Below are 23753 nucleotides of genomic sequence, written 5' to 3'. Positions count from 1 at the left end.
AGAGTGACCTAGCTTGCTTAAATTATGGGCATCCGTCTCCGACAAAAATATAAGTAAAGATTTGTTGACAATTCAAATTCATTTATAGATTTTTAGACTATTTTTTCGATATTTTTAATTTCTCTTACACTTAGTGCATGCATAAGCTCACTACCAGTACCATCGCCGCCCTTGAGGAGATGCTTCAAAACACAGCGAGATCTGCCCCACAAGATTTCCTACCGATCCACTTTTTAGGCGGCGCTTCATCTGGACAGGTGATTGGGCACCTCAACCCTGAATTCATCTCGTATTTACAAGAGTCTTTGGCTAAAAACCCAATCCCTTGCATAGAAATGGGTCATGATCGCCTCGCTATTCGTCATGCAAGACCTCTGGCGCTCTCTGAGAGTTTGGCGAAATTGGCTGATCGGATGCACCAAGGTGGATTTATTCCAGGCTGGAGACATGAAGATTTCGCTTGGATTGACCAAAATGGGCACGAATACTTTCGTTTAGAGCGCTCTGCCTTCCGCACTTTCGGCTTTCGCAGCATGGCAACGCACATTAATGGCTACACCAAGGCTGGCAATCTGTGGCTTGGGCGTCGGAGCGAAACCAAGCCTACTGACCCGGGTCGCCTCGACAACCTAGCTGCAGGTGGTATCGGCGCCGATGAAACCCCCTGGGTTAACGCCCGCAGGGAATTATGGGAAGAAGCTGGCGTTCCACCCCAGATTTCGGATCAAATTGAGCCAGTTGGCCGTATTCATATGCGCCGCCCCATTCCAGGGCGCGGTTTTCATGATGAGCAGCTCTATATTTATGACTTGGAGTTAGCGGATAACTTTGTACCCACAAACCACGATGGTGAAGTCAGTGGTTTTATAGAAATCTCCCTTTCAGAGGCTGCTGCCCGCATTCTGGCCGATGAATTTACTAGCGATGCCGCCTTTGTGACAGCAGATTTCATTTTGCGCAATACGAAAGCTGGCTAGATTCCTGACCCTCGATCTACCCACTGGTTCAATTCTTGATTTTGCTCACTCTGCTTCATGTGATTTCGTGGTTAAATTAGCTCTAAGGATGAAACAGGGGTGCCCTCTAGTGATTTTTACTACGAGGCGCTGAGAAAGACCCTATAACCCGATCCAGGTAATGCTGGCGTGGGGAGTTTTCCATCAGACCGTCACCCGGTTTCGTCCATCTAATTACAGTCAGGAGATGGACATGAGCGATACCAAAAATAAATCTAAACAAGAAATTCCTAGCCTTAAGAGCTTGGAGCGTGACTTTGGCCAAAAATTTGCCTATCCCGCTTCAACTAAAACCTATCTAGAAGGTTCGCGTCCAGATATCAAAGCTCCTATCCGCATGATTGAGCAACTATCAACGCGCGTAGGCGAAGAGATGGTTCCCAATCCACCTGTGCCGGTTTATGACACCTCAGGTCCTTATAGCGATCCCGACATTGTGATCAACCTTGAAAAAGGTTTGCCTTTATTGCGCAAGAACTGGATTGAAGAACGTGGCGATACAGTGCAATTGGCTGGACCGAGCTCTGAGTACGGCGTTGCCCGCTCACAAGATGCAGCTACCCAGAATTTGCGTTTTGCGCATATCAATCCTCCGCGTGTTGCTAAGCCTGGTCAGAATGTAAGTCAAATGTATTACGCCCGCAAAGGCATCGTGACCCCTGAAATGGAATACGTTGCCTTGCGTGAATCCATGGGCCTTGAGCAATTGCGCAAGAATCCGGAATACAAACAGCTGCTCAAGCAGCATCCTGGTAAGAGCTATGGTGCTAATTTGCCTGACATCGTCACGGGTGAATTTGTGCGCTCAGAAATTGCTGCTGGTCGCGCGATTATTCCAGCCAATATCAATCACCCTGAACTAGAGCCAATGATTATTGGTCGCAACTTCCGCGTGAAGATTAACGGTAACCTTGGTAACTCCGCCGTAACGTCCTCTATTAACGAAGAGGTTGAAAAAATGGTGTGGTCGATCCGTTGGGGCGCAGACACCATCATGGATCTCTCCACTGGTAAGCATATTCATGAAACTCGTGAGTGGATTATTCGTAACTCACCAGTTCCAATTGGTACTGTTCCAATCTACCAAGCGCTCGATAAGACCGGTGGTATTGCAGAAGACCTCACTTGGGAAATGTTCCGTGACACCTTAGTTGAGCAGGCCGAACAAGGTGTCGATTACTTCACCATTCATGCTGGCGTGTTGCTGCGCTACGTTCCATTAACAGCCGACCGCATCACCGGCATCGTATCTCGTGGTGGCTCCATCATGGCGAAATGGTGCTTAGCTCACCATAAAGAAAACTTCCTCTATACGAAGTTTGATGAGATTTGTGAAATCATGAAAGCCTATGACGTGTCATTTAGCTTAGGCGATGGTTTACGTCCAGGCTGTATTGCTGACTCCAATGATGCCGCTCAGTTTGGTGAGCTACATACCCTTGGCGAGTTGACTGCCAAAGCATGGAAGCATGATGTTCAAGTGATGATTGAAGGTCCTGGTCACGTTCCAATGCAGCGCATTGAAGAAAACATGACCGAGGAATTAAAGCACTGCTTAGAAGCACCCTTCTATACCCTTGGACCATTGATTACTGATATTGCCCCTGGATATGATCACATCACCAGCGGTATTGGTGCTGCGCAAATTGGTTGGTACGGTACAGCCATGCTTTGCTATGTCACACCGAAAGAGCATTTAGGCTTGCCGGATAAAGAAGATGTCCGAACCGGCATCATCACTTATAAGATTGCAGCTCACGGTGCTGACTTAGCAAAAGGTTTACCAGGCGCTCAAGTACGCGATAACGCTTTATCTAAAGCGCGTTTTGAGTTCCGCTGGGAAGATCAATTTAATCTCGGCTTAGATCCTGAGCGTGCCCGTGAGTATCACGACGCTACATTGCCTGCTGAAGGCGCCAAGATTGCGCACTTCTGCTCAATGTGTGGACCGAAGTTCTGCTCTATGAAGATCACACAAGAAGTACGTGATTACGCAGCTACATTGGATGCGGATGGCAATCCGAAAGCAAAAGTAATTCCGATTACTGCAGAGGCCTCAGCCGATCCACAAAAAGGGATGGAAGAGATGTCAGCAGAGTTTCGTAAGCGCGGTAGCGAGATTTATCAGTAAGTGACTAAGGCACTCTCAAGCGGCAAATATGCCATCGTTGGCGCCGGCCTTATAGGTCGGTTGCTAGCGGTCGCACTTGCTAAGCGCGGTGCTCGTGTTGAGCTGTTTGAGAAAGGCGGCTCAGATGCTGCTAATTCGGCCGCACGAGTTGCTGCTGCTATGTTGGCTCCACTAGCGGAATCTGCGATTACTGAAGATAACGTGGTGCGCATGGGTGTTCATAGCTTGCCTCGTTGGAAGCAAATTATTGATGAATTGGCTAAGCCAGTTTACTTTCAGCAAGATGGCACTTTGATCTTATGGCACCGTCAAGACGCCAGTGATGCAGAACGTTTTACCTCCCATCTTGAAAGAAATTGCGATCGTAATCAGGCGCTCTCTAAGCCAATTCAACTAGATAGCCAATCTCTCGCAGAAATCGAGCCGGGTGTTGCTGAACGATTTACTCAGGGACTTTATCTTCCCAATGAAGGTCAGCTAGATAACCGCCAGTTACTGGAGGCTTTATTGGTTGAGCTCACTCTAATGAAGGTGCCCTGTCATTGGAATCAATCCATTAATCCTGAGCAGCTCCGTAACAAAGAGCATGGTTTTGATTGGGTGATTGATTGTCGTGGCTTGGGTGCGAAGGATTCCTGGAAACAGATTGGTGACGATTCCAAAGATTTGCGTGGGGTGCGTGGTGAAGTCATTCGTTTACATGCACCTGAAGTGAAACTACGCCGCCCCACTCGACTAATCCATCCTCGTTATCCGATCTATATCGCCCCTAAGGAAGATGATGTTTATGTTGTTGGTGCTACAGAGATCGAATCTGAGGATTTATCTCCAATGAGTGTGCGCTCCGCCATGGAATTACTCAGTGCGGTGTATACCGTGCACAGTGGTTTTGCTGAAGCACGTATTTTAGAAATGGCAACTCAATGTCGCCCTACGCTCAAAGATAATTTACCGGAGATATCCGTTGATCACAAATCAGATCAAGCAGACCTCATGATGATTAATGGCCTCTATCGCCATGGCTTCATGATCTCGCCGGCTATTTTGGATTGCGCATTAGAGGTGCTGAACGCAGGATCTAGTTCTACCGCAATTGAATTGGGCTTAGAGGTATCAGGCTTAATCAATCAGGAGCTAAGCGCATGCGCATAATGGTGAACCAAGTTGCCAAAGAGGTTCCAGAGAACAGCACCATTGATGATGTGTTGTTACTAATTGATGCAAAGCCACCGTTTGCTGTTGCGATCAATTATGAATTTGTTCCCAAGACCAGGCATGCCGAAGAGACATTGCGTGAAGGTGATGAGATGGAAGTCATTGCACCTGTAACTGGCGGCTAATTCAGCTACGAATAAAAAATCTATATAAGCAATCTATTTACATGACAGCTCCATTACCAAACCCTCTCAATACTGCAGATCCACTGGTTCTGTATGGAGAGTCATTTGCTAGCCGTTTATTGCTAGGAACTTCGCGTTACCCTTCTCCGCAAGTTTTAGAGAATGCTGTGAAGCAATCTAATCCTGGAATGATCACTGTGAGCCTGCGCAGGCAAGGCACTGCAACTACAGAAGCTCACTCCGGTTTTTGGGATCTCTTAAAGAAAATGGCTGTACCGGTTTTGCCAAATACTGCAGGCTGTCACAGCCCAAAAGAGGTAATTGCTACCGCCCAGATGGCTCGTGAAGTATTTGAAACGAATTGGATTAAGTTAGAGCTCATCGGCGATGACTACACATTGCAGCCTGATACTTTGCGTTTAGTTTCTACAGCAGAAACTTTAATTAAGGATGGTTTCAAGGTTTTGCCATATTGCACGGAAGATCTCATCTTGTGCCAAGGTTTAGTTGATGTTGGATGCCAAGCGGTGATGCCTTGGGCTGCCCCAATTGGCACTGGTCAAGGACCTTTAAATCCTTACGCATTAAAACTCTTGCGTGACCGCTTGAAAGTGCCGCTTCTGGTGGATGCGGGTTTAGGCCTTCCGTCACATGCATGTAGTGTCATGGAATGGGGCTTTGATGGAGTGCTGCTGAATACTGCGGTTGCACTTGCTGATGATCCCGTGGCGATGGCTAAAGCGTTTGCAATGTCAGTCGATGCTGGTCGCACCGCTTATCTCTCCGGTGCCATGAAAGCCCAACAATCAGCGCAAGCCAGCACACCTCTAGTTGGCACGCCTTTTTGGCATCAAAGCTAAAGAGCAATACGGATGAGCTTAGTTCGCGACCTGGCAGATCAAATTGTTGCAGCCCACAGCAAAGCGGATTTATGTCTGCCCATTCCGGCATACAGCATGTCATCGCCTCCACCCAAAATTGATAATGAGCACGCTGCCGATCACTACGAGTTAGCAGGCATGCTAGCTGCTATTGAGATGGGGTTTATCGAATGTGATGCCAAGGTATTAGGCAAGGCCTGGTCCCGCATGGTTCATCAAGATGGTGGCTTTAATCCCTTTAAATGGCCGTCCAGACCAGAGCATTTTGATTTGCTTCCTTGGACGCGCAACATGAACCCCAAAGCTTTTGCAGAGTGTCCAAAGCGTTTAGGCTTATATGCCGTGATGCCCGACGCTGACTGGATTAAGCGAATGGTTGATGCTGAGGTACCAACAGTTCAGTTACGCCTTAAATCAGAAGACAAAAAGCTTATTAATAATCAAATTAAAGAATCAGTTGCAGCAGTTGAAGGCAGCAGGACTTTGCTTTTTATAAACGACTACTGGCAAGAGGCAATTGAGGCTGGTGCTTACGGTATTCACTTGGGGCAAGAAGATTTAGCAACTGCAGATTTGGATGTCATTCGGTCTGAAGGTCTACGACTGGGCTTAAGCACGCACGGCTATGCGGAGATGGTGTATGCCGATCGGTTCTGCCCAAGCTATATCGCAATGGGTGCAGTCTTTCCAACAAATTTGAAGAAGATGGAAACTGCTCCACAGGGTTTGGGGCGTTTATATAAGTACACTCAATTAATGAACCACTACCCATTAGTGGCGATTGGTGGCATTGATGAAAGCAGTATTCATGCGGTCGCACAAAGCGGCGTGGGATCAGTTGCTGTTGTCAGAGCCATTAATGGTGCGAGCGACCCTAAGGCTGCAGTAAAACGATTGCAAGAATTAATGAAAACCTAAAGCATTAGGCCTGGTCTTCATTCAATACTTACTCTCTTCTTCCGGCAATGCTGTTTTATAGAAATCATGCATATGCCACAGTGGACCAGGACCTTCGCCAATACTCAAGAAACGCCCTGCTTCTAGGCCAGCTTCAACATAAGAGATAGCTTTAGCAACTGCATGAGAGAGATCGTGACCATCTGCTAAATAGGTTGCAATAGCGGATGCCAAAGAGCAACCGGTGCCATGGGTATTGGCTGTATTGACGCGGTAGTGTTTGAATTCTTTTGACTGAACCACTTCAAGACCATCTTCCATAGTTCGCCACATCAGAAAATCCGTCAGTTGAGTATGGGTAGTATCGAGATGACCGCCCTTAATCAAGACTGCCTGAGGACCCATCTCGAGTAACTCTTCTGCTGCTAATTTAAAATCCACTGAACCAGTAAGCTCACGCCCTAGAAGAAGGCCAGCCTCCTCGAGATTGGGGGTAATTAATGTTGCCATTGGGAATAAATCCGCAATCATGGCTTGGGCGGTATCGTCACCACCAAGACTGGCACCTGATGTAGCTCTTAATACAGGGTCCAAGACGATTCTTTTGGCTCCGTGGCGCTTGAGGGCTGATGCCACGGTTCGGACAATTTCTGGGCTGGCCAACATGCCGATTTTGACGATATCTACGCCAATATCTATAAATACTGCATCGATCTGAGCCTCAACCACATCCAGGTCTATATCCTGAATCCGGCTCACCCCTAAAGTGTTCTGAGCAGTGATGGCGGTGATGACCGACATCCCATATCCACCAAGGGCTGTAATGACTTTAAGGTCCGCCTGGATGCCCGCGCCGCCGCCACTATCGGACCCGGCGATGGTCAATACTTTAGGGATCTGTAGAGAACTTGGAGTAGATGATTTCATCTTGCTATAATATCGGCTTATTCCTCGATAGCTCAGTTGGTAGAGCGCCGGACTGTTAATCCGTAGGTCCCTGGTTCGAGCCCAGGTCGAGGAGCCAAATTAGAACCCTGTATGCCCATAAAGCTACAGGGTTTTTTCATTGGTGTGTATTAGCCAGGATCTACCACGGGGATGTGAAAAAAGGGGGCAATTAAGCCCCCATCAAGATTCTAATCAGATTAGAACTTGTAGCCTATACCGACCAGAAAGTTATAGGTACTCAAACCTAGATTACTAGTGGTCGTTGTAGAAATGGATCCATAAGGGGATGTTGATGATGTATCTTTTGACTGGTATTTAGTGTAATTCCCCTCAACAAATCCATAGAGGTTGCCCACAATAAACTGCTTATAACCAGCTCCAACAATAAATCCATTCAGATTGTAAGAGTCAACCTGGCCAGGAGAGGTCGAACCCGCACCAGAATTAAGCTTGACTTGTGTAGCTGAGTAGCCAGCCTTTGCATAAATCATGCCCTGACTATTAATGGCATATCCAGGTGTTAGAAAAATATTGTAAGTATTTGTAGTCTTATAGGAGTTCTTGGCCGAACCTGGTCCCAAATCAGCATTTGAAAGCTCAAAGTTAGCGCTGCTGCTAGATATTGGATTGAAATCACCCCCAATACCCAATAAAAATTTATCTGTAACTTTAGCTGTATACCCAAGACCAAAATTTTGAGTGAATGTATTTATATTGGAGATTGAAGTTACTAATGGGTAGCTACGGGAAGGATTATTAGAGAAAGTCTCTGAAGTATTCTTAGAGCTACCCATAGCATTTTCATAACCAAGCGCAACCTGACCATAAAAGCCATCAAATGATTGCTGAGCCATTGCTACAGAACTCATAAAAAATGCAAGCGCAAAACCAGTCAGCTTTTTCATATTATTTACTTTCTAATTAAAGGTGATGGTTATTGTAATAAATATCAAATACGAGCCAATATATAAGCTTGATATACACCGATCTCAATATGATGCGACGCCCTTAATCACAAGAAAACCACCTTTTTAGATGGTTTTTTCTTTTTATGTTGTGATGAAGTGACCAGCTTTAGATCAATCCCTTTTTACGTAGATTGGCTAGACGGTTATTGAGGGTTTTGATGGTGAGTAGATTCAACTTATCCCCCTCTGACCAATTACTGCCCTTCCACTCAATTCCTTCGGCCGTCACATTGGCAAATGGCTCTTTACCTTCTTTTGCGTAGCCTTCCAATATAGCAATCAATGCTGGGCGATCATCAGACCCGCCCGCATCTTTAATAGCATCCAAGATTGGTTTAGTAATCGTATCGCTGTAAGTCATCTTGGAGTCTGGGTGCTTGGCAACTACCGGCTCATCAAAGATGTACTCATGAGGCCACTCAAATACATTTCTGGCGGAATTCTTTACTGACTCTGGACTTACTGCAGCACCTGCGGGATTTTTGGGATCAACTGGTAAATTGAGCTCAGTAATCCAGGCTTCGAATTCTGCAATACGGGCATAGCGTTTTTCTTCACTATCGCGCTTTTGTTCTTCTTGAGATAGCAATAAGGTAACCCAAGCCCAGGCGATGTCTTTTGGTAACGCAAACTCTTGCGCCAGAATGCCGCTGGCTTTTTTTAGGATCGGCTTGGATGTGAGTTTTGTCATTGCGTTCTTTCTGATTCTTTAATAAATGCCTTCAATTTCGAATGGACAGCTCAAGGGAAGGTGCCTTGTTCGTTTTTACAAGCTGGCCACAGACCCCGTAGGATACTCTTCATGCTGGGTTATTTACCTGGAAAGCCGTTATAAACCCATGGCTGGCGGCTTCCTGAGCTTGGTATTGCTGCAAATCGACCAAGAATGCCTGTATTCACTAAAATAGCTCCCATGACTAAGATTCCAGAACTTCTAGCCCCTGCCGGCAGCCTTTCCATGTTGCGCACTGCCTTTGACTTTGGTGCCGACGCTATTTATGCCGGACAGCCACGTTATTCCCTCCGAGTGCGCAATAACGACTTCGGAAAAATGGAAACGCTCAAAGAAGGTATTGATACCGCCCATGCTTTAGGCAAAAAGTTTTATCTCGTCTCTAACTTGCTGCCTCATGGCGGTAAGACGCGCACCTATATTAAGGACATGGATCCTGTAGTTGCATTAAAGCCCGATGCAATGATCATGTCAGATCCGGGCCTCATCATGATGGCTAGAGAAGCTTGGCCAGATATGCCCATTCATTTATCGGTTCAGGCCAATACAGTGAATGGCGCCTCTGCGAAATTCTGGCGCTCTGTTGGTATCAGTCGCGTCATTCTGTCACGCGAGCTTTCTTTTGATGAAATCGAAGAAGTTCGTCAAGACTGTCCAGAAATGGAATTAGAAGTATTTGTTCATGGCGCTTTATGCATTGCCTACTCTGGTCGTTGCTTACTATCGGGCTACATGTCACATCGCGACTCTAATCAAGGCGCCTGCACTAATGCCTGCCGCTGGGATTACAAGGTCAAACCAGGCCAACAAAATACTAGCGGAGATGTAGTCCTTCTTCAGGAGGCACGTCGTCCAGATGATTTAATGCCCATGGAAGAAGATGAGCATGGCACTTACATCATGAACTCCAAAGATTTGCGTGCAATTGAGCATATTGAGCGCTTGACCAAAATGGGTGTGGACTCATTCAAGATTGAGGGCCGCACGAAGTCACCCTATTATGTTTCTCGCACTTGCCAGGCTTACCGCACTGCGATTGATGATGCAGTAGCTGGTCGCCCCATGAATATGTCCCTCATTGGCAATCTTGAGGGTCTTGCAAATCGTGGCTATACCGATGGCTTTTATGAGCGTCATCACGATAAAGAATATCAGCTCTATATGCGCGGCCACTCCCTATCAGGCAGAAGCCTCTATGTTGGCGAAACACTAGAAATTGATGAAGCCTCTGGTCGTGTCAAGGTAGATGTAAAGAACCGCTTCTCCCTAGGCGATAAATTAGAGATCATTGAACCTGAAGGCAACCAAGACATGGTGCTTGATGCTATGTGGAATCTCAAAGGCGAACCTATTGATGTTGCCCCAGGATCAGGTCACTTTGTTTGGATCAAGTTGCCACTCAAGAGTAAGCACGCATTTATTGCTCGCTATACCAATGAACCCGCTCCTGTTGAAGTTGGCGGCTCTTGCAGTAACTGCTAATCCAATATCCTAGAAAGCTTTCATGAACGCAACTTCTCCAAACTCAGCACATGAGCACACCTTTAAACAAAAGGTGAAGGAAGAGTTTATTAAAGCATTTCAGCTGACTCTTTACTTTGGAACTTGGTTTTGTGCTCTGGCTTTTTTGGGGGCAACATCCCTAGATGAAAGACCCATTCCTTTATCCATTTTCGGTTTTGCACTATTTAAGGCAGCGATTTGCGCTAAGTTCATGCTAGTTGCTCAGGCCGCATTCCCGATCAAAGTGGACAGGAAGCATGGTGTCGTGAGCTCACTATTTTTAGAGTCCGTAGTTTATCTGCTGGTTGTTTTGGGCTTGAATTACCTAGAAGCTGGAGTTCATGGACTAATCCATGGAAAAGACTTCTTAATCTCTATGACTGAGTTTGGCCAATCCAATCCATTACACGTAGTGGCAATGTCAATTGTGTACTGGTTAATTGTATGGCCCTATTTACTGTTGACGGGCATGAGCATCATGCTTGGCAGCAATGCCACTCTAGAGATTTTGTTTGGCAAGAAACCGACATCAAGCCAATAAGACTGCAGTAATACAGCCTCAATGCTCAAGTCATCCTCATTAATACAGGGCAGGATTTTTGCGCTAGCTCTGTACTTGTTGCTGGGTATTGGCTCCTTATTTTCAAGTCTTTCATTTGCACAAGAAATCGAGGCGCGTACTTATTCCAACGCACCAGTAGGAATTAATTTCATCAGCGCCGGCATCGCACAAGCAAAGGCCGGTAATTACACATTGACCAGTGAAGTTATGGGCCTTACCCATATCTTTGATGCAGGCGGCCAATCCGGAAAAATCACGCTAGTCCTGCCTTATGGTCAACTCACTGGATCAAGCTCCATTGGCGGACGAACAGTCAACGCAAGCACTGAAGGTCTATCTGACCCACTCATCAAGGCAGCAATTAATCTCTACGGCGCGCCAGCCTTAAGCTTGGATGAATTTAAGAACTATCAACAAGATCTCATTGTTGGTGCGAGCCTTGCAGCATCGATACCCTGGGGTAAGTATGACGATAACCAACTGATTAATGTGGGGGCCAATCGTTGGTTTGTGCAGCCGGGTTTAGGTGTTTCTAAAGCCCTTGGTCCCTGGAGATTAGAGTTAGCTGGCGCAGGTATTTTTTACACCAGCAATACTGACTTCATGGGTGGCAACTCACTATCCCAGAACCCGGTCTATTCAACGCAGACACACGCAATTTATTACTTTCAGAATACCGCCTGGATCTCTGCAGATGCTACCTACTTCACTGGTGGGCAATCCTATCTGAATGGAAACCCAATTAGCGGAAATCAAGAGAACTGGCGTTTTGGGACAACGATGTCCTACCCAGTAAGCAAACATAATTCAGTTCGGCTATCTGCCAGCACTGGTGCCTACTCCAGGACTAACAATAGCTACGACCTGTATGGTATTTCTTGGCAATACCGTTTTGGTGGCGGCTTATAGGTTTTTATAAATCGCGCAGGTGACGGCGCAAGATTTTGCCAACGTTAGACTTTGGCATCTCATCAATAAATGCTATTTTTCTAGGGCGCTTATAGCTCGTCATTTGGTCTCTGCAATACTGAATAACGTCAGCCTCAGTTAACTCGGATTTATCTTTGACAATGTAGGCTTTGACGATCTCACCAAGCTTACGGTGCGGGAATCCAATCACAGCACACTCCCTGACGCCTGGCATTAGAGAAATCACTTCCTCGATTTCATTTGGGAACACCTTGAAGCCAGCAACCACAATCATGTCTTTCTTGCGGTCCACAATTTGTACGTAGCCCTCTGGACTCATGATGCCAATATCGCCAGACTTGAAATAACCCTCTGGGGTAATAAATTGCTCGGTCTCCTCAGGCCTATTCCAGTAGCCCGCCATCACTTGTGGCCCTTTGATGCAAATTTCACCAGGGCTACCAAATGGAACTTCCACCCCATCGTCATCCAAGATCAGGACATCTGTACTGGGTACCGGCATGCCAATGGAGCCTGTAAATTCTTTTACAAAGGGTGTGTTCACACAAACTACCGGTGAAGTCTCTGATAGACCATAACCTTGAGCAATTGGTACACCCATCAGCCTTTGCCAAAGATCAGCGGTTTTCTTGAGAACCGCCATACCACCACCAATAGTTACCAAGAGATTGGGTAACTTAACTTTCTTAAATTCAGGATGATGAATGAGTGCATGGAACAGCGTATTCACACCGGGAAAAATATTGATGTCAGGATTTTTCATCAAGAGTTTGATGAAGGCAGGTATATCCCGTGGATTGGCAACTAATAATAATTTAGCGCCCTTTCGCATGCCTAACAATCCGCAAGCAGTCAGCGCAAAAATATGCGTCATGGGTAGTGCGCATAAAAAGACGAGTTGCTGCTCATATCGGTTTTTTAAGGCCGGATCAAGCCATGACTCAATTTGCAGGATGTTCGCCAATATATTTCGATGCAATAAAACCGCACCCTTTGAAACGCCAGTCGTCCCGCCGGTGTATTGCAAGAAGGCGATATCCTCAGGGCTTAAGTCTGGCTTAGTAAAACCATGGCCTGCGCCAATTTTGAGCGCTTGATTTAATTTCACACAAGGAAAGCTCCAGTGTGGAATGAGCTTTTTGATATGTCGAGCGACTAGATTGATGATGACGCCTTTGGGGCCCAGAGTCTCTCCCAGACTACTCACAATCACCCTCTTTACAAGACCATGATCGGCAATCTCCTGATACACGTGCGCAAAGTTTTCAAGTATCACCAAAATGGATGCGCCACTGTCTTGTAATTGATGCTCGAGTTCTCGTGCTGTATACAGGGGATTAATGTTGACCACAACATGGCCGGCTCGGAGGGTGCCTAACATTGCAATACAGTATTGAGGCACATTGGGAAACATGATGCCGATTCGCGATCCCGGCTCTAGGCCTAAAGTTTGTAAATAGGCCGCAAAGTCTTTCGACAGAATATCAAGCTGACGGTAACTGATTACATGTCCCATCGACTCTATAGCAATACGTTCAGGGTACTTGCTAAAAGATTCCTCTAGCAACTCAATGATCGATGCATGACCTACTAAATCGATCTCGTGAGGAACGCCTTCAAGATAGTTCTTTAGCCAAGGCTTTTGAGCATTCATCTATGGACTATTTATTGGGTTGTACTTTAGTTCTGACTAAGCACTCATCAGCTCTTTGAGCTTTTCTAGATAGAGCTCTTGACCATGATTGACTCGATGCTTCCATTCATTGCCGGAGTCGGCATTAGCATCATCGCTCACATATTTAAATGATTGCCATGGAATATTAAATTGATAGGCAATATTGGCAATAGCAAATAACTCCATATCGACCACATCAATGCCCTCGGATATTAACCAAGGATCGTGAGCCGTGACGAAACTATCGCCAGTACCGCAAGTATGCTCGCCGCCAAGAGAGAGATATTGGGATGGTTTTGAGCAAAATGGGGTTTGACCTCGTGGAGCTAGAGGTACCGTCATCATGTCTCGCTGGATCACTTTTCCGATCTCCAGCAATCCCTCTAGGGCAGAGTTAATTTTTCCGACAGTTCCAAAGTTCACAATTCGCTTTGGCTCATATTCATGAATGGCCCGAAGGCTTGCAGCTGTTGCATTGATTTTGCCAACCCCTGAATACACAATGTCAACGCCCGTTGGTAAAGCGCTTTTATCCAACTCAGACTCTAGTGCGGTAATAATGAGTAATTGTGTTTTCATGTCAGCCAATAATGAATTTATTAGATTATCTACCCGGAGTCCCGGATTTTCCCAAGCCTGGAATTCTCTTTAGGGATATATCCCCCCTCTTGGCCCATCCAGCCGCACTGAAGAACGCTACGCTGCAGCTAGAGGCTTTTGCCCAGCAATTTGAGTACAGCCATATTCTAGGCATTGAATCCCGCGGTTTTATCTTCGGAGCTGCACTAGCGTATCAGGCCCATAAAGGCCTCGCGTTGGCCCGAAAACCTAACAAGCTACCCCTGGCTAGCCATCGAGAATCCTATGGCCTGGAGTACGGTTCTGACTCTTTAGAAATTCAGCAGTCCACCCTGCCAGCAGGTGCACGCGTTTTAATTGTGGATGATGTCCTCGCCACCGGGGGAACCATTATTGCAGCAAGTCAATTGCTAAAGAAGGCTGGCTTTGAGGTAGCAGGCGCCCTTACATTACTAGAAATTGCGGGTTTAAATGGCGGGGAAATTCTGAGTCAACAAGGAATTATCAATAAAACAGTACTGATAGCCTAAATAAGATTCTTGGCACCTTTGAGCAGCTTTACAGTGCCCCAACCCACGGCCAGAACTTTACTGGCCAGCTTAGGCTTGTAATGCGCTAGTACAGCAAATGCACTGGTCCAAAGTATCGGGGTGCTCTTTACAAAATGAAAGGCATCGATACCCTTGTCGGCCCAAGATAGCGGCTTTTCTATCGGTTCAAAATGCAAAGCAAAGTCTGCGCGTTCTTGCGCTGCGCGCTCCTGGAGGACTTTCTGCCTAGCCTCAAGCTCCGCCAATTTTCGACTCATCGCTTCGCAAGCTCCTGGCGGTCTTTGGATAATTCAGTAATAGTTGCCTCAAACAATCTAGGCATGGTCTTCAGAGAACGTAACACTAGCAAAGCCAAAATACAGCCTACCGCTAAGAACCCACTTGTCAATAAGCTCAGGGCCAAAACGCGATCAGTCTCCCAGCTATAAATCACAATCAGCAAGGCCAGCATTACTAAGCCAAAAAATAAGAAAAATAATGTAAAGATGATCATAACCAGCAAACTCAGAAACTGAGTACGAGCAATCTGAACATCCGTAGATATCAACTCCAAACGCGTTTGAGCTATAGAAGCACCAGTGGAGACGAGATTCTTAAGAGAAGATAAAAGATTTTCTTGGGACATAGATGCCTAGCGACGACGAATGAAAAGACCAATCAAGAGGCCTAGACCGGCGGCAACGCCTACCGCCTCCCAAGGATTGCGGTGCACGAACTCATCGGCACGCTCAGCTACAACTTTTGCCTTTTCAGTTACAGTGCCCTCGACAGATGAAAGACTTTCTTTTGCGCTGTTAAGGGTATCCAAAGCTTTTGAACGAATTGCACTCAGTGGGCCATCCTCGTGACTTGCAGTTGCCTTAATCAGATCTTCGGCGTCCGCCATCAAGGCCTTGAAGTCGCCAATCAAGTTTTCAGAATTAATCTGAGTCTCTTCATGTGTCGTAGTTGATTTTTTAGCAGTCATTGCCGCTCCTAGCTGATAGCAAATAAAAAGATTAATGAGACCATTCTAAGCAATTCTGAACAGAGATCACAGTATTAATACCGTCATACCTGCATTACCTTCCTTGAAGTGCTTAAGATAGGCCTTCAGACCTGGCCTTCTTCGCAATAGTGCATGATAGGCCTCGCTACCAAAGGCAGTTTGCTCACCAAAATGATATTCATCAACTCGGTCTGAGAAATAGTTATTTTCGAGGGCATCGTGCACGGCCCACTTAATTCTCCCGCCCTCACCGCTAGCTCCATACCCATGGATCAGGATCATGGCTTTAATTCCGACCTCTGATGCGCGGCGCAATGCAATAGTCAATCGATCCAAAGCCTCTTCAGCAGTTGGTCCATCAAACTTCAAATTCAATACCATCGTGTCGCTATGCGGAATAGGAAGCTCCTCACTTCCGCACTGACGACATTCCCCAAGCATTCCCCTGGGGTTGCCACATTCTGGGCACTCAAATGAATGGGTCATCAAAGGCCTTTAAAGATGATTGGGTAACAACCCATTCATTACAGCATTAAGAGCAATACTTTGCTTCCAAAGCAGATGCTGTATTTACCTGATCATCAACCATGCGGTTTAAGGTCATTTGCGCAGCATCTTTATTCTCTTGTACTTTGAGATTTAAATTAATCAACCCTGCTACATCCTTGCGTATGGAAGTATTCCCATAGCGCAAACCCTTCAATGTGGAAACTGCTTCAGCTGAAATCTTGCATTGCTGGCTTACCAATTCAGAAGAATCAGATGAGGTATTTGCATATGCAAATGCAGCTACGGAGATTGAGGCAACAGCTAATAGAGTTTTTTTCATCTTATTTCCTTAATTTGTGACCACACGTTGGACAACAACCTGAATCTTTTGCTTTTGTTTTTCTTAAGGCGGCGTAGACGCTAGATTCTGAAATTTCCATCTTTCTAGCGGCTTGAGCTGCGGTCATTCCCTTCCCTATCCAATCTAAAGCTTGATGTGTTTTTGGTATCGCTCTTCTCATTTCACCTCCTTTAGAAGTACTATACCACAGAAGTTGTGAAGTTGTGAACTTTAGTAATAAATATTTACATTTGCAAAGATTGCGTCCAAATGAATGAAAAGTGCGTGCTTCTAGGGAATGGTTATGAGTATTGCCATCAGGAATTGATGAGCGGGAAATAAAAAAGCCCCGGTGAAGGGGCTTAGTTATTTGTCGTGCCGGCTCAAGCAGTTAAATCACAAGGATTTTGGCGGAGACGAGAGGATTCGAACCTCCGATCAGAGTTTTAGCCCCGATGCTCCCTTAGCAGGGGAGTGCCTTCGACCAGCTCGGCCACGTCTCCCTGCTTGATGCCTTTACAACGACCCACAGTTTAACGGATTCCGTTAGCTGCGGGGTTTTACTGCGGTTTTAAAGCATTTACTGCTTGTTTTTACTTCTGATCCAGCTCGAAAGCCTTATGGAGGGCACGTACAGCCAGCTCCATGTATTTTTCATCAATGACTACTGAGATCTTGATTTCGCTGGTAGAGATCATCAAGATATTAATACCCTCTTCCGATAATGTGCGGAACATTTTGCTAGCAACACCCACATGGGAGCGCATGCCAACACCCACTACGGATACCTTAGAAACCTTTGGATCACCAGTGATTTCTTTAGCTTCGATGTGGGCTTGAACGTTGTTCTTGAGCAAGTCCAGAGCCTTTTGATAGTCGGCACGTGGAACTGTAAAAGTAAAGTCTGTCTTACCTTCAAACGATTGATTCTGAATAATGATGTCAACATCAATATTCGCATCCGCAATCGGACCTAAGATCTGATAAGCAATTCCTGGGCGATCGGGAACGCCAAGAACGGTAATTTTGGCTTCATCACGCGCGAAGGCGATGCCGGAAATAACTGCGGCTTCCATAGTGCTGTCCTCTTCAAATGTAATCAAGGTGCCCGACTTCATCTCTTGATCAAGGGGCATCAACGGATCTGTCAGCGATGACAGAACACGGGTTTTAACTTTGTACTTACCAGCAAACTCGACTGAGCGAATCTGCAATACCTTAGAGCCAAGACTTGCCATTTCAAGCATTTCTTCAAAGGTAATTTTGTCTAAGCGACGGGCATCTTCACAAACGCGGGGATCGGTCGTATACACGCCATCTACGTCGGTATAGATCAAGCACTCATCAGCCTTAAGGGCTGCAGCCATCGCAACAGCTGATGTATCAGAGCCGCCTCGACCCAATGTGGTGATGTTGCCATTCGGATCAACGCCCTGGAAACCAGTTACCACTACAGCGCGTCCTGCATTGAGATCAGCAAGAATTTTCTTGTCATCAATACTCTTAATACGCGCTTTAGTAAATGAAGAATCTGTGTGGACTGTCACTTGCCAACCAGCATAACTAACTGCATCAATGCCCTCGCGCAGCAATGCCAGGGCCAATAAGCCAGAGCTGACCTGCTCACCCGTAGAGGCGATTTGATCCAGTTCGCGTGGATTTGCATCTGGATTGATGTCTTTAGCCAAACCAAGCAAGCGATTGGTTTCGCCAGACATAGCTGAGGGCACCACAACTACCTGGTGACCGGCACGCATCCACTTAGCAACGCGTTTAGCAACATTCTGAATGCGCTCCACAGAGCCCATTGAGGTGCCACCATACTTATGAACGATAAGAGCCATAAAAACCGTCGTATTGTCTATTAACAGGGAATTACATTCCCTAGGGTCTAAAAGGGGCTTATTTTACAGGGTTTTATGGCTACTCAAGCCATACAGGGAGCACCCGCTTGCCGGCAGACACCAAATGAGGGTAACTCACCCCTACTCCCGCTACCGCTACCAGCTGGCCCTTGATATACAGCAGTGGGGTCTGCCGCTCCCATGGTGGCGTACCGGACTCCTGGAACAGGTTCTTCAGGCTTTTACGTGGCGTATTCGCCTTGATTTGGATCTTTTCTGCTCCTTGGCGCTGCCTCTCTTCAACAAAGCCTTGTGCTTGAACTTCAGCGATCCAGTCAGCAGGCAAGCCAAGCAACTTACTCCGCACAGGAATGGCCTGAAAGACCCACTGCCCAGTTTTGCGATTAGCAACCTGCAAGACGCCACGCCAAAGATAAATACTCACCCCGTCATGCTGCCACTCCAAGCTGGAATCCATTTTTACAGCCATGAGATCTTTCCACCATGACTCAAGGCGCTCTTGGGATGGCATTGCGAGACCATTTAACTTCAGCCAATAACGCAGTAAGTTATTTGCGGCTGATTTATCTGACTTAGCGAGAACCAATAGAGGCGCTAGCTTTAAATCGTTACCTAGCAGAATGTTTTTTCCATCTTGACCAGCTAAACGATCAAGCAGCACTTGGGATTGGGCTAATAAATCTGCACTGCGAGCTAAGTTGGCAACTGCTCCAGGCTGAATTTTCTCTAGCTTTGGAATAATTTCTTTGCGAATAGCATTGCGTCGATAGCGCGTATTTTGATTACTGGGATCTTCTACCCACTTGAGTTTGTGCTCTTTAGCGTAGGCCTCTAACTCTGCCCTACTTTGATTCAGTAGTGGGCGCCAGAGCGTAATCGACTGGTCTGCTTTCAACTTCGAACGATTCAGTGGCATGCCAGATAGGCCAGCTACACCTGAACCCCTTAAGAGTTGTAAGAGCACGGTTTCGGCTTGGTCATTTTGATGGTGGGCCAGCAGCAGATCTTCAATGCCATGCTCAACACATAAATCCGTGAGAGCATCGTAACGCTCTGCCCTTGCTAGAGCTTCAATATTGCCCTGTGATTGATCCGCAAAATGCAAAAGACGAAAATCAAAATGCACAGGGTATTTTTTGGCTAGCTTCTCGCAAAACTCTAGCCATTGGTCGGCCGGCTTTTGCAATCCATGATGAATGTGAAAGACCCAAAGCTCTGTAGACTCTTTGCTGGAGTTTGCTTGAACCGCTTTGCAAACGGTATCGAGCAGCACAACCGAATCAAGCCCGCCACTGAGGGCAAGACCAATACGCTTGGCTGCTTTTGTGGCTACTTGAGAGGCTGCCTTAGGACTTGGCTTCGATTTCCTTGAACTTGCCATAACTCATTAAGCGTTCATGGCGACGCTCAAGAAGCGCATCCACTTTCATGCCATCGAAGGTCTTAAGAGACTCAGTCAAAGCTTTGCGCATGTTGTTCATCATGGTGTCGTAATCACGATGTGCACCACCAGTCGGTTCGGCGACGATCTTATCAATCAAGCCAATTGCCTTTAAACGTTGTGCAGTCAAACCTAATTGCTCGGCAGCTTCAGGCGCTTTATCAGCAGTCTTCCAAAGAATAGACGCGCAGCCTTCAGGTGAAATCACAGAGTATGTAGAGTTCTGCAACATCAACACCACATCACCCATCGCAATTGCAAGCGCACCGCCAGAACCACCTTCACCAATAATGGTGGCGATGATGGGTACCTCTAATTCAGCTTGGACATAGAGGTTATGACCAATTGCCTCAGACTGATTACGCTCTTCCGCATCAATACCTGGGAAAGCCCCTGGTGTATCTACGAAAGTAAATACGGGTAACTTAAATTTTTCAGCCAAACGCATGACACGCTTCGCTTTACGATAACCCTCAGGGCGACTCATACCAAAGTTTCTTAAGGCGCGCTCTTTGGTATCACGGCCTTTTTGATGCCCAATCACTACGCAAGGCTGATTCTCAAAACGAGCTAAGCCAGTAATAATCGATTGATCATCCGCAAAATTACGATCGCCATGAAGCTCATGGAAATCCGTAAACAATGCACCGACATAATCTAAGGTGTAAGGACGCTGTGGATGACGCGCCACTTGCGAAACCTGCCAAGGGCTTAAGTTGGCATAGATGTCTTTAGTCAGCTGCTGACTTTTTTCGCTCAGCGTTTTAATCTCATCAGAGATGTCTACTGATGATTCATCTTGTACAAATTGCAGCTCTTCAATCTTTGACTCTAGTTCAGCGATTGACTGCTCAAAATCCAGGAAAGTCGTTTTCATAGCTTGATTTTAATATTCAACGGGGATGGGGTCGAGACTTCTCCACATATACCAGGTGGCTACAGTGCGCCAAGGGGCCCAATTTGCTGCCACTTCACGGGCCTCATGCCTGCTGACAGGCTCTCCGCTGAAGTAATTCAAGGAAATGGCCTTAATTAGGCCCGCATCATCTAAAGGGAGGATATTGGGTCTCACCATGTTGAAAATCAGGAACATTTCAGCGGTCCAGCGGCCAATACCCCGAATTTCACACAATTCTTTGATGATGACCTCATCTTCCATGCCTTTCCACTGATTCGCATGCAAACGGCCGGAATTGAAGTGTTCGGCTAAATCACGGATGTACTCCACCTTACGACCCGATAAACCAGCTCCGCGCAATTCATCAACACTTAAAGCGAGGATATTTTTAGGATTTACTTTGTTTTTGGCGCAGAGTAATACCCTATTCCAAACTGACTGTGCTGCCGCCACGGAAATTTGTTGGCCAACAATTGATCTGGCCAATGTTGTGAATGCATCTCCGCGCGTTCTCAAAAAAACTGAACCATGTTTTGGAATCAATTTTTTTAGAATGCGATCATGCTTCATCAACTCGGCACAAGCTTGCTCCCAATACTCAGGGGCAAGCTCTTCGACAACAGCTTGTTCTGCGGCTTTACTCAAAATAAATCATCTGCAATTAAGTTCTACGCCATTCTGTAAGACCACCAGGCTTGTCTTCCAAGACTACGCCCTGCTCTAATAAAGTTGTACGAATTAAATCTGCCTTAGCAAAATCTTTAGCTTGCTTTGCAGCCACTCGTGCGGCAATCTGCTCTTCAATATCAGCAGGAGATAAACCGACATCATTACCTCGAGATCCCGCTTGCAAAAATACTGTTGGGTCACGCTGTAAGAAGTTAAGAATTCCAGCCAATCCCTTGAGCGTGCTAGCTAACTCCACTTTCTCTTGGCTCTGAGCGCGATTCACTTCGCTTGCTAAATCAAATAATGCCGCAATAGCCTCAGGCGTATTAAAGTCATCATTCATGGCATCGGTAAAACGCTTAGCCCATGGAGACTGTGGGTCTACAGCATGATTGCTCAGTGGTGCCTGGGCCAATGCTGTGTAAAGACGAACCAAGCCTGAGCGCGCTTCCTCAAGCTGGGCATCGCTGTAATTGATCGGGCTGCGATAGTGAGCGCGCAACATAAAGAAACGCAGAACCTCAGGATCAAAATTGTTCAGCACATCACGGATTAAGAAAAAATTACCCAATGACTTGGACATCTTCTCTTCATTGACCCGAATATGCCCGTTATGCATCCAATAATTTACAAACGGTTGGTCGCTAGCTTTATGGTCTTGACCATATAGAGCGCCCTCGCTCTGCGCAATCTCATTCTCATGGTGAGGAAATTGCAGATCAGCGCCACCACCATGGATATCAAAATGTTCGCCCAACAAATCACAGGACATGGCAGAACATTCAATGTGCCATCCAGGGCGACCTTCACCCCAAGGAGATTTCCAACGCGTGTCAGATGGCTCTTCCGCCTTAGCACTCTTCCACAAAACGAAATCTAATGGGTCACGTTTACCACCACCAACGGCGACACGTTCACCGGCATTCAATTCATCTAAAGATTTACCGGAGAGACGGCCATACTCAGGGAACAAGCGAACCGCAAAATTGACATCGCCATCTTCACCTTGATAGGCCAACTCTTTTTCAATCAAGCGACCAATCATGCCCTGCATTTGCGCGATGTAATCTGTAGCGCGAGGTTCATGATCTGGATGCATTAGACCCAACTCGTCAGAGTCGGCATGCATCGCATCAATAAAACGCTGGGTCAATACCGAAATAGGTTCACCATTTTCAACCGCACGATTGATGATCTTGTCATCAATATCGGTGATATTGCGAACGTAAACTACCTCGTAGCCACTGGCTCGCAACCAGCGAACCACCATATCAAAGACAATCATCACCCTGGCATGCCCAATATGGCAAAAGTCATAGACCGTCATTCCGCAGACGTACATCTTCACCTTGCCTGGCTCGATGGGTTTAAAGGCCTGCTTAGAGCGACTGAGAGTGTTATAGATTTGCAGCATAGGGGCTATAAAGGTGGGCAAGTAGCGCCAATTTGTTAGACTGAGCGCTGAGTATATCGAATGAGCCCGTTTTTCACCCCACCCCCTATGCCAGCTAACCTTTTTTCACTCCGTCCAGCCTATATGGGTGGCTTGAGCACTATTTTTGCCATTTCACTGCTTGCGGGCTGTAGCACCCCTGGACAACAGCTGGCAGATGCCGAAATCAAGGCACTAAATAGCGCCCCCACTGCTTCTCAAGGCGTTCAAGCGCCCTACCTAGGATCTTATGGCCCCAATGATCCCCCGAGACTTGCCGGCAATGATGCTGGATATGACCAATTTAATGCCGAACTCTCAGACTCGGTAGCAGTTCCATTTCTTTCCTTTTTAATTATTGAACCGGATCCAGTGACTAAAAATGGGATTCCGTCAGATATCGAAAAGCTTGTGAAGGCCAAGAAATATCCTGAAGCCATCGATCAGATTAATCAGCAACTTAAGAAAACGCCGGGTAATGTCCAACTCCGCTACGTAAAAGCACGCATGCAGATCGAAATGCGTCAGTGGGAAGCGGCCAAAAAGACTTTAGTTGAGATTACCCAGCAATTTCCAGAGCTACCTGAGCCTTACAACAACCTAGCCGCACTAGCAGCTAATCAAGGTCACTGGATTGAAGCAAGAGACTATTTAGAGCTCGCTTTGAAATTGCGTCCTAGCTATACGATTGCCTCCGCCAACTTAGGTGAAGTCTACATTCGACTTGCAACTCAGTCCTATGACAATGCAGCCAAAGATGCCGCCTTGAATCAGCGTCAATACACCAATCGTGCAAAAGCACTAATGGAGATCCTAAAGCCAGTCAAAAAGGGGGTTGCACCAGTAGCGCCCGCGACCCCAGCAACACTAGACTCAAAATAATTTTTCTAGCATTTTTACCCACTAACCATCGAAAG

General features: G+C 46.5%; 25 protein-coding genes, 2 tRNA genes, 1 pseudogene and 1 riboswitch. Of the genes and pseudogenes, 12 read left to right on the top strand and 16 right to left on the bottom strand.

What is annotated here, in order from left to right; all coding sequences use genetic code 11:
• The first annotated feature begins 137 nt into the window (after window positions 1-137).
• The 6 genes from ICN16_RS01205 (at window position 138) to ICN16_RS01180 (ending at window position 6286) form a co-directional block, all read left to right on the top strand.
• Window positions 138-977 carry an NUDIX hydrolase family protein gene (locus ICN16_RS01205; RefSeq protein ID WP_216133232.1) on the top strand — a complete coding sequence of 280 codons (840 nt, stop codon included), beginning with the start codon at window positions 138-140 and terminating at the stop codon, window positions 975-977.
• An 85-nt stretch (window positions 978-1062) separates the two neighbouring features.
• A riboswitch (TPP riboswitch) is annotated at window positions 1063-1169 on the top strand.
• A 40-nt stretch (window positions 1170-1209) separates the two neighbouring features.
• Complete coding sequence (gene thiC / locus ICN16_RS01200) at window positions 1210-3147, top strand: phosphomethylpyrimidine synthase ThiC (RefSeq protein WP_255533550.1); 1938 nt, start codon at window positions 1210-1212, stop codon at window positions 3145-3147.
• Window positions 3148-4299, top strand: a complete 1152-nt coding sequence (locus tag ICN16_RS01195; RefSeq protein WP_216133231.1) for an FAD-dependent oxidoreductase — start codon at window positions 3148-3150, stop codon at window positions 4297-4299.
• Window positions 4290-4487, top strand: coding sequence for a sulfur carrier protein ThiS (thiS, locus tag ICN16_RS01190; RefSeq protein ID WP_216133230.1), 198 nt, complete (start codon window positions 4290-4292; stop codon window positions 4485-4487). The genes ICN16_RS01195 and thiS overlap by 10 nt, the downstream gene beginning before the upstream one ends.
• A 41-nt stretch (window positions 4488-4528) precedes the next feature.
• On the top strand, window positions 4529-5347 hold the full coding sequence (locus ICN16_RS01185; RefSeq protein ID WP_216133229.1) for a thiazole synthase: 819 nt from the start codon (window positions 4529-4531) through the stop codon (window positions 5345-5347).
• Between the two features lie 12 nt (window positions 5348-5359).
• The gene (locus tag ICN16_RS01180; protein ID WP_216133228.1) at window positions 5360-6286 is read left to right on the top strand and encodes a thiamine phosphate synthase; all 927 of its coding nucleotides are present in this window, start codon (window positions 5360-5362) and stop codon (window positions 6284-6286) included.
• 21 nt (window positions 6287-6307) lie between these two features.
• Here ICN16_RS01180 and thiD read toward each other — a convergent pair whose 3' ends face one another.
• Window positions 6308-7192, bottom strand: coding sequence for a bifunctional hydroxymethylpyrimidine kinase/phosphomethylpyrimidine kinase (gene thiD, locus ICN16_RS01175; RefSeq protein WP_216133227.1), 885 nt, complete (start codon window positions 7190-7192; stop codon window positions 6308-6310).
• Window positions 7193-7213: 21 nt separating this feature from the next.
• Here thiD and ICN16_RS01170 point away from each other — a divergent pair.
• Window positions 7214-7289 (top strand) — tRNA-Asn (locus ICN16_RS01170).
• Between the two features lie 121 nt (window positions 7290-7410).
• Here the strand turns inward: ICN16_RS01170 and ICN16_RS01165 are convergent.
• Window positions 7411-8118, bottom strand: coding sequence for an outer membrane protein (locus ICN16_RS01165; protein WP_216133226.1), 708 nt, complete (start codon window positions 8116-8118; stop codon window positions 7411-7413).
• Window positions 8119-8287: 169 nt separating this feature from the next.
• Window positions 8288-8872, bottom strand: coding sequence for a hypothetical protein (locus ICN16_RS01160; protein WP_216133225.1), 585 nt, complete (start codon window positions 8870-8872; stop codon window positions 8288-8290).
• 222 nt (window positions 8873-9094) lie between these two features.
• Here ICN16_RS01160 and ICN16_RS01155 point away from each other — a divergent pair, with 222 nt between their 5' ends.
• From ICN16_RS01155 to ICN16_RS01145, 3 genes are read left to right on the top strand one after another with little or no spacing between them, the layout of a single operon-like run.
• On the top strand, window positions 9095-10396 hold the full coding sequence (locus tag ICN16_RS01155; protein ID WP_216133224.1) for a U32 family peptidase: 1302 nt from the start codon (window positions 9095-9097) through the stop codon (window positions 10394-10396).
• A gap of 22 nt (window positions 10397-10418) precedes the next feature.
• Window positions 10419-10958: a hypothetical protein gene (locus ICN16_RS01150; protein ID WP_216133223.1), complete on the top strand. Its 540-nt coding sequence runs from the start codon at window positions 10419-10421 to the stop codon at window positions 10956-10958.
• Window positions 10959-10979: 21 nt separating this feature from the next.
• A complete protein-coding gene (locus ICN16_RS01145) occupies window positions 10980-11888 on the top strand; it encodes a transporter (protein ID WP_216133222.1) in 909 nt (302 codons plus the stop codon).
• A 4-nt stretch (window positions 11889-11892) separates the two neighbouring features.
• Here the strand turns inward: ICN16_RS01145 and ICN16_RS01140 are convergent, their stop codons facing one another.
• Complete coding sequence (locus ICN16_RS01140; protein ID WP_216133221.1) at window positions 11893-13563, bottom strand: AMP-binding protein; 1671 nt, start codon at window positions 13561-13563, stop codon at window positions 11893-11895.
• A 36-nt stretch (window positions 13564-13599) separates the two neighbouring features.
• Window positions 13600-14163, bottom strand: a complete 564-nt coding sequence (locus ICN16_RS01135) for a 5'-methylthioadenosine nucleosidase (RefSeq protein ID WP_216133220.1) — start codon at window positions 14161-14163, stop codon at window positions 13600-13602.
• An 11-nt stretch (window positions 14164-14174) separates the two neighbouring features.
• On the opposite strand from ICN16_RS01135, the gene ICN16_RS01130 reads away from it, so the two are divergent.
• Window positions 14175-14693, top strand: a complete 519-nt coding sequence (locus ICN16_RS01130; RefSeq protein WP_216133219.1) for an adenine phosphoribosyltransferase — start codon at window positions 14175-14177, stop codon at window positions 14691-14693.
• Here ICN16_RS01130 and ICN16_RS01125 read toward each other — a convergent pair.
• From ICN16_RS01125 to cysS, 11 genes and pseudogenes are all read right to left on the bottom strand, one after another.
• A complete protein-coding gene (locus ICN16_RS01125) occupies window positions 14690-14971 on the bottom strand; it encodes a YqjK-like family protein (protein ID WP_216133218.1) in 282 nt (93 codons plus the stop codon). The genes ICN16_RS01130 and ICN16_RS01125 overlap by 4 nt on opposite strands.
• Entirely contained in the window at window positions 14968-15339 is a 372-nt protein-coding gene (locus ICN16_RS01120; RefSeq protein WP_216133217.1) for a phage holin family protein, read from the bottom strand. The genes ICN16_RS01125 and ICN16_RS01120 overlap by 4 nt, the downstream gene beginning before the upstream one ends.
• A 6-nt stretch (window positions 15340-15345) precedes the next feature.
• Complete coding sequence (locus ICN16_RS01115; protein WP_216133216.1) at window positions 15346-15681, bottom strand: YqjD family protein; 336 nt, start codon at window positions 15679-15681, stop codon at window positions 15346-15348.
• Between the two features lie 66 nt (window positions 15682-15747).
• The gene (locus ICN16_RS01110; RefSeq protein ID WP_216133215.1) at window positions 15748-16188 is read right to left on the bottom strand and encodes a Smr/MutS family protein; all 441 of its coding nucleotides are present in this window, start codon (window positions 16186-16188) and stop codon (window positions 15748-15750) included.
• Window positions 16189-16234: 46 nt separating this feature from the next.
• Window positions 16235-16531, bottom strand: a complete 297-nt coding sequence (locus tag ICN16_RS01105; RefSeq protein ID WP_216133214.1) for a hypothetical protein — start codon at window positions 16529-16531, stop codon at window positions 16235-16237.
• A gap of 408 nt (window positions 16532-16939) precedes the next feature.
• Window positions 16940-17034: transfer RNA gene (locus ICN16_RS01100), tRNA-Ser, on the bottom strand.
• A gap of 90 nt (window positions 17035-17124) precedes the next feature.
• The gene (locus ICN16_RS01095) at window positions 17125-18375 is read right to left on the bottom strand and encodes an aspartate kinase (RefSeq protein ID WP_216133213.1); all 1251 of its coding nucleotides are present in this window, start codon (window positions 18373-18375) and stop codon (window positions 17125-17127) included.
• A 79-nt stretch (window positions 18376-18454) separates the two neighbouring features.
• Window positions 18455-19777, bottom strand: coding sequence for a tRNA lysidine(34) synthetase TilS (gene tilS, locus ICN16_RS01090; protein WP_216133212.1), 1323 nt, complete (start codon window positions 19775-19777; stop codon window positions 18455-18457).
• Complete coding sequence (locus ICN16_RS01085; protein WP_216133211.1) at window positions 19743-20714, bottom strand: acetyl-CoA carboxylase carboxyltransferase subunit alpha; 972 nt, start codon at window positions 20712-20714, stop codon at window positions 19743-19745. The genes tilS and ICN16_RS01085 overlap by 35 nt, the downstream gene beginning before the upstream one ends.
• A gap of 9 nt (window positions 20715-20723) precedes the next feature.
• Window positions 20724-21338 (bottom strand): annotated as a pseudogene (locus ICN16_RS01080) (DNA-3-methyladenine glycosylase); the annotation flags it as partial.
• A 58-nt stretch (window positions 21339-21396) separates the two neighbouring features.
• A complete protein-coding gene (gene cysS, locus ICN16_RS01075; RefSeq protein ID WP_216133210.1) occupies window positions 21397-22818 on the bottom strand; it encodes a cysteine--tRNA ligase in 1422 nt (473 codons plus the stop codon).
• An 87-nt stretch (window positions 22819-22905) separates the two neighbouring features.
• Here cysS and ICN16_RS01070 point away from each other — a divergent pair, with 87 nt between their 5' ends.
• The gene (locus ICN16_RS01070) at window positions 22906-23718 is read left to right on the top strand and encodes a tetratricopeptide repeat protein (protein WP_255533549.1); all 813 of its coding nucleotides are present in this window, start codon (window positions 22906-22908) and stop codon (window positions 23716-23718) included.
• Window positions 23719-23753 lie beyond the last annotated feature (35 nt).

It is taken from the genome of Polynucleobacter sp. es-MAR-4, assembly GCF_018882055.1.
Taxonomy (GTDB): Bacteria; Pseudomonadota; Gammaproteobacteria; order Burkholderiales; family Burkholderiaceae; genus Polynucleobacter.
Note: the sequence above shows the minus strand (reverse complement) of the source record. Positions and strands in the feature narration are given on the sequence as shown.

What these genes read in the sequence shown, in the direction of transcription:
- ICN16_RS01205 (WP_216133232.1), top strand. Translation starts at nt 138, where the DNA reads ATGCATAAGCTCACTACCAGTACCATCGCCGCCCTTGAGGAGATGCTT.
- thiC (WP_255533550.1), top strand. Translation starts at nt 1,210, where the DNA reads ATGAGCGATACCAAAAATAAATCTAAACAAGAAATTCCTAGCCTTAAG.
- thiS (WP_216133230.1), top strand. Translation starts at nt 4,290, where the DNA reads ATGCGCATAATGGTGAACCAAGTTGCCAAAGAGGTTCCAGAGAACAGC.
- ICN16_RS01185 (WP_216133229.1), top strand. Translation starts at nt 4,529, where the DNA reads ATGACAGCTCCATTACCAAACCCTCTCAATACTGCAGATCCACTGGTT.
- ICN16_RS01180 (WP_216133228.1), top strand. Translation starts at nt 5,360, where the DNA reads ATGAGCTTAGTTCGCGACCTGGCAGATCAAATTGTTGCAGCCCACAGC.
- thiD (WP_216133227.1), bottom strand. Translation starts at nt 7,192, where the DNA reads ATGAAATCATCTACTCCAAGTTCTCTACAGATCCCTAAAGTATTGACC.
- ICN16_RS01165 (WP_216133226.1), bottom strand. Translation starts at nt 8,118, where the DNA reads ATGAAAAAGCTGACTGGTTTTGCGCTTGCATTTTTTATGAGTTCTGTA.
- ICN16_RS01160 (WP_216133225.1), bottom strand. Translation starts at nt 8,872, where the DNA reads ATGACAAAACTCACATCCAAGCCGATCCTAAAAAAAGCCAGCGGCATT.
- ICN16_RS01155 (WP_216133224.1), top strand. Translation starts at nt 9,095, where the DNA reads ATGACTAAGATTCCAGAACTTCTAGCCCCTGCCGGCAGCCTTTCCATG.
- ICN16_RS01150 (WP_216133223.1), top strand. Translation starts at nt 10,419, where the DNA reads ATGAACGCAACTTCTCCAAACTCAGCACATGAGCACACCTTTAAACAA.
- ICN16_RS01145 (WP_216133222.1), top strand. Translation starts at nt 10,980, where the DNA reads ATGCTCAAGTCATCCTCATTAATACAGGGCAGGATTTTTGCGCTAGCT.
- ICN16_RS01140 (WP_216133221.1), bottom strand. Translation starts at nt 13,563, where the DNA reads ATGAATGCTCAAAAGCCTTGGCTAAAGAACTATCTTGAAGGCGTTCCT.
- ICN16_RS01135 (WP_216133220.1), bottom strand. Translation starts at nt 14,163, where the DNA reads ATGAAAACACAATTACTCATTATTACCGCACTAGAGTCTGAGTTGGAT.
- ICN16_RS01130 (WP_216133219.1), top strand. Translation starts at nt 14,175, where the DNA reads ATGAATTTATTAGATTATCTACCCGGAGTCCCGGATTTTCCCAAGCCT.
- ICN16_RS01125 (WP_216133218.1), bottom strand. Translation starts at nt 14,971, where the DNA reads ATGAGTCGAAAATTGGCGGAGCTTGAGGCTAGGCAGAAAGTCCTCCAG.
- ICN16_RS01120 (WP_216133217.1), bottom strand. Translation starts at nt 15,339, where the DNA reads ATGTCCCAAGAAAATCTTTTATCTTCTCTTAAGAATCTCGTCTCCACT.
- ICN16_RS01115 (WP_216133216.1), bottom strand. Translation starts at nt 15,681, where the DNA reads ATGACTGCTAAAAAATCAACTACGACACATGAAGAGACTCAGATTAAT.
- ICN16_RS01110 (WP_216133215.1), bottom strand. Translation starts at nt 16,188, where the DNA reads ATGACCCATTCATTTGAGTGCCCAGAATGTGGCAACCCCAGGGGAATG.
- ICN16_RS01105 (WP_216133214.1), bottom strand. Translation starts at nt 16,531, where the DNA reads ATGAAAAAAACTCTATTAGCTGTTGCCTCAATCTCCGTAGCTGCATTT.
- ICN16_RS01095 (WP_216133213.1), bottom strand. Translation starts at nt 18,375, where the DNA reads ATGGCTCTTATCGTTCATAAGTATGGTGGCACCTCAATGGGCTCTGTG.
- tilS (WP_216133212.1), bottom strand. Translation starts at nt 19,777, where the DNA reads ATGGCAAGTTCAAGGAAATCGAAGCCAAGTCCTAAGGCAGCCTCTCAA.
- ICN16_RS01085 (WP_216133211.1), bottom strand. Translation starts at nt 20,714, where the DNA reads ATGAAAACGACTTTCCTGGATTTTGAGCAGTCAATCGCTGAACTAGAG.
- cysS (WP_216133210.1), bottom strand. Translation starts at nt 22,818, where the DNA reads ATGCTGCAAATCTATAACACTCTCAGTCGCTCTAAGCAGGCCTTTAAA.
- ICN16_RS01070 (WP_255533549.1), top strand. Translation starts at nt 22,906, where the DNA reads ATGCCAGCTAACCTTTTTTCACTCCGTCCAGCCTATATGGGTGGCTTG.